The following is a 4485-nucleotide window of genomic DNA, read 5'->3' on the forward strand; positions in this document are numbered from 1 at the left end:
GCATTCGTCGGCGAAAGCTGCGGCGCAGGCTGGCAACGGAATTTGCTTTTCCATGGCGACGGCAAGCGCCCACAACAGCGAGCGGCGTTCCATTTCCGCATAGCGAACTTTGACCATCACGGCGATTACCAACGTGGCGAACCACAGCAAGATGCCCACGAAATTCGCGACAATAACCATGCCGAAAAAAAGGAGCAGGAAAAAAACGATCCAATACAGGGCGCGAAACAGTTCGTGGAGTTGACGCACGGAAGTCCTGGCCGAGCGAAACCGAGCGGCTGATGGCTTGGCAGATTTTCGAGGAATGAGCCGATAAAGGTAAATCAGCAACGTGGCGACAATCCAAATAATTGCCAGCGCGAGCAGCACTTGGACGGCGCTGCTTTCGAGGGTGTTGATGTTGACTCGCTCCTTGTTTCTGAAGCCGCCCGACAAATCGGTGATGAGCTTCATCAGCGGCATCAGCATGGCGTTCAACAGCAGCAAGATCGACATCGCAATAAAAATGAACGCGACCGGCGGCAAAATGGAGCGAAGTAGCGCGGCTCGCAACTGCACGCGCGTTTCGAACATTTCGGCAGAACTATCGAGCGCTTCGGCTAAGGCGCCGTGTTCTTCGCCCCAGCGCAACAGCGGCCGGAGCGAAGCCGGCAGGCTGCGGATCGAACCAACGGCTTCTTCCAACCGTCGCCCCGCCGCCACGGCTTTCGAAATGCGCATGCCTTGCACGTGCATGACGGGTGAGTCGACACCCTCGGCGGCGAGTTGAGCAGCCTCGGGCAAGGGAATTTCCTCGCGCAGCAGCAATCCCAATAGTCGCGACCAATTGGCCACCGCGCGCCACTGCAAGGTTGGTCCTATGAGAGGGATACCGGAGAGCAAGCGTTGCCACATCACGGGCGGCAACAGAAAACGCAACAGAAAGATGCAGCCGATGATTGCGCAGAGCGCAATTCCGGCGATTGGCAAGATTTGCGAATCGGAAAGCTTCAGCAGAATTTGTGTCGGTGCGGGCAAGTTGGTTTTGAAATCGGTGAAGACACGTTTCATGCCCGGGGCCACGTAGACGATTAAAAACAACGAGACCGCGACCAGCAGCACAAATAGCAACAGCGGATAGGCGACGGCTTGCCGCAGGTTGCGGCGCAAATCGAACGACGTGCGGTCGATATCGACTAGCCGCACCAAAACATTGGGCAAATTCCCCGAGCGCACGCCGGTTTCGATCAGCCTTTGCATGTGCGGCGGCATGAGGTTCGGGTGCTTTGCCAACGCGCCATCGAGCGAACGGCCGGCATCCAGTTCTTCCGCTAACGCAAACATGGCCGCCGCCAAACGTCGATTGGGGATTTCCTGAGCCGCCGCGCGCAAACCAGGCGGCAGCGGCAAACCCGACTTGGCGAGTGACGCCAAATGCTCGGCCAGCAGGCGAGACTCCTCGTGCGATAAACGTTCCGGTCGATCCACAATTCACCTCGGCGAGGCAATTTTCTTTAGCATTTCGAACCAGGGGCCCAACATTCCCACGGCATACAGCGCCACCGTCATGCCGCCAATCACCACCGTTAGCCCCACTGGCAGATACGCCCGCAACCAATTGTCCATGCGCAGCGCACTGCGGCGATACGTGGCGGCTGTACTGCGCAAACCTTCGGCCAGCGCTGGTTGGTTTCCGCCGCCGGCCAACAGCCAATTCACCAGCGGAGGAAGCCCGCGTTTTTTTGATTGCTCGGGAGATTGTGCCCGCGCTGCCGCTGCTCCGGTCTCAGTTGATTTCGCGGTTGCTTGAATCGCACCGTTGCCCGGTTGGTTGTGCGGCGCGCCGGGATTGCCACCGCGCTGGATGTCGGCAGCCACTTCGTGCGCGTGCAATTTCAGTTGCGTGTCACCCGAGGCTTCGGCAGCTAACACGACGGCGCGTTGGAGGTCGGTGCCGTTTTCGATCATCAGGGCCAGCATGTCGGCGAAGGTGGCCATGCGGCCATAGTAAATCATGCGGCCCATGGGAGTCATTTTTTGCCAAAATGTGGAGTGCGTTGCCGAGCGGCTCGAGCGATACCACCATACGGCGAGCAGTGTCAGCCCCACGACCGGGATTAACGCAAACCAAGGGGGCGGGATTTTTCCCAAGCCGATCAGAAACGAATTCAGGCTCGAGACCGGCGCATCCATATCGGTGTATGTTTGTTTGATGAGCGGCTGGAACCAAATGAGCGAAGCGACGAACAATCCGTACGCCAACAGCGCGATGAACACCGGATAGAGAATCGCTAGCCGGCTTAGATTGCCCAACTCGGCTGCGCGCCGCGAAGTGCTGGCCAATCCTTCCAACGCCGCCGGCAATCGCCCGCTACGCAGGCCCGCTTCGACCACCGCGCGATACGACGGCGGAAAAATCTGCGGCGACGTGGAAACGACGTGCAGCAAACTTTCGCCCGCTTGCATCCGCTGGCTCATTTCCAAAGCAATTCGACCTGGCCGCCGCGCTAAATCGCGGGCCACGTGCGTCAGCCCTTCTTCCAAGGGAATGCCGGCGCGGACGAGCGCCGCCATTTCGTCGGTGAGCGCAATTAAATCGGCCAGTGCGACACCGCCTAGCGCGGATGATTTTTCCGTTGCCATGACAAACCTCAATCAGGCTGGTGCCAGGCGAACTGAAAGCGAAACTCAGCGCACGATTTGCCCATCTCGCCGCTGCCAGATACGTGCCGAAAAGCTCGCACTGCGAGAGTGCGTATCCCACGCCGCCATTCTACCCCTGAGGAGCGGAGAATACATCAGAAAAACCTAAAACACGGCGAATTTCGACCGCGCTGGTTAGCCCCTCTTCGACTGCCCGGCACGCTTCATGCCACCGGGTTCGCATGCCGCCTTGCATGGCAGCCCGTTCCAGGGCGCCGGCATCTGACCGGGCCAAAACGCCGGCGGCGACTCTGGCCATATCGAACGTGAGCATTTCGACCAGCAACAATCGGCCCCGATAACCGGTGCCATGGCAGTCTGGGCAACTTTGCGGAATGCGGGCCTTGCTCACGGGGAGCCCTAGCGTGGCCTCGGGGGAATCGCCGGGTTTGGCACACGAACACAACTTTCGCACCAATCGTTGACAGAGTACGGCCAGCACACCGGAGCGCAAAATGTAGGGTTCCAATCCCATATCTAGCAGGCGGCTGATCGCCCCAGCGGCGCTGCCCGCATGAAATGTGGTGAGCACGAGTTGCCCCGTGAGCGACGCTTGCAGAGCCGTTCCGGCAGTGGCAGGGTCGCGCATTTCTCCCACGAAAATCACTTCCGGGTCCTGCCGCAGCAGCGACCGCAAGCCGGTGGCCATATCGAAACCAGCGCGCGGGTTAACCTGCGATTGCGCCACGCCGCCGATGGAGGCTTCGACCGGGTCTTCCAGCGTGGCAATGCTGCGCCCGCCACCGGAGCGGCGGACAATTTCGCGCAAACTAGCGTATGCGGTGGTAGTTTTTCCGCTGCCGGCGGGCCCGGTAATTAACACAGCCCCCGAAGTTTCTTCGATCAGCCGCGATAACCGCTGATAGATTTCCGTGGGAATGCCCAGGTTTTCCAGATATTGAAACCGCGCTTCGGCGGCGAACAATCGAACTACGGCCTTCTCACCATGCAACGTCGGAAAACTGCTGACGCGAATTTCTGCAGCGAAGGGGGGCTTTCGCACGCGCCCTTCCTGCGGCACATCGGTTTTGTACGTGAGCAGGTCGGAGAGCACCTTGAGCCGGGCGATTACATCGCTAACTTTTCCGGCGGAAAATGTGCCGCACGGTTGCAAGACGCCATCAATACGGACGGCCACGGCCACACCATCGGCCGTGGGCTGCAAATGTACGTCGCTGGCGCCTAGCTGGTACGACGCCCGCAGCAGCTCGTCGACAAATTGGGCGGCATACGATTCCACCGCCGGATTCAATTCCGTTAGTTTGTGGCGGATCGATGGAAGCGATATTTCTATAGCCACGCAACACTGCCGGAGAGAAGAGTATTATTCCATCGAATTCTTCCGTGGTATTCGATGGGACGACTTTTAGTATAAGTACTCCTCGCCTCAGTAGCTACGGGTCGAGACAGCGCAAATGCAACCCGTTGCACTCAATCCCTAATCATCACATTGGAACGCTTCGTGTTATTATCGCGCGCCTGTCCGACTTGCCGACGCAGGCCGGGGAGACTTGCCTAAGAGTGTTCGAGGCAGTCATCGTTGCGACCGTTGAACATCTGAAAGCTCATAAGCCTTGATTTGACGGGGCATCAGGCCATCGAATCGCCTACACGCTGTCTCAGAAACCCCGCGCAGACGTTTTTCGGTACCAGAATCCATGCACCGAAAAATGTGTGTCACATCGGTCGATTAACGGCGTGTCTCACTGCGAACGGGTATTGGAACGTGCGGCATGATTAGGAGCACTTGAGGAGCGATTGGGCGGCTAGGAAAATTACATCTGAACGTGGGTGAAGGAAACA

General features: G+C 58.6%; 3 protein-coding genes. All 3 read right to left on the bottom strand.

Going from position 1 to position 4485, the window contains the following annotated elements; all coding sequences use genetic code 11:
* Positions 1-1467 (bottom strand): type II secretion system F family protein (locus tag VMJ32_11320; protein HTQ39612.1); only part of this gene is annotated, 1467 nt, incomplete at its 3' end.
* 3 nt (positions 1468-1470) lie between these two features.
* Entirely contained in the window at positions 1471-2622 is a 1152-nt protein-coding gene (locus tag VMJ32_11325; protein HTQ39613.1) for a type II secretion system F family protein, read from the bottom strand.
* A gap of 130 nt (positions 2623-2752) precedes the next feature.
* Complete coding sequence (locus VMJ32_11330) at positions 2753-3982, bottom strand: GspE/PulE family protein (protein HTQ39614.1); 1230 nt, start codon at positions 3980-3982, stop codon at positions 2753-2755.
* Between the last annotated feature and the right edge of the window lie 503 nt (positions 3983-4485).

This window comes from Pirellulales bacterium (assembly GCA_035499655.1).
Classification (GTDB): domain Bacteria; phylum Planctomycetota; class Planctomycetia; order Pirellulales; family JADZDJ01; genus DATJYL01.

Excerpts from the sequence above, each read along its gene's own strand:
- VMJ32_11325 (HTQ39613.1), bottom strand. The coding sequence starts at position 2,622 with ATGGCAACGGAAAAATCATCCGCGCTAGGCGGTGTCGCACTGGCCGAT.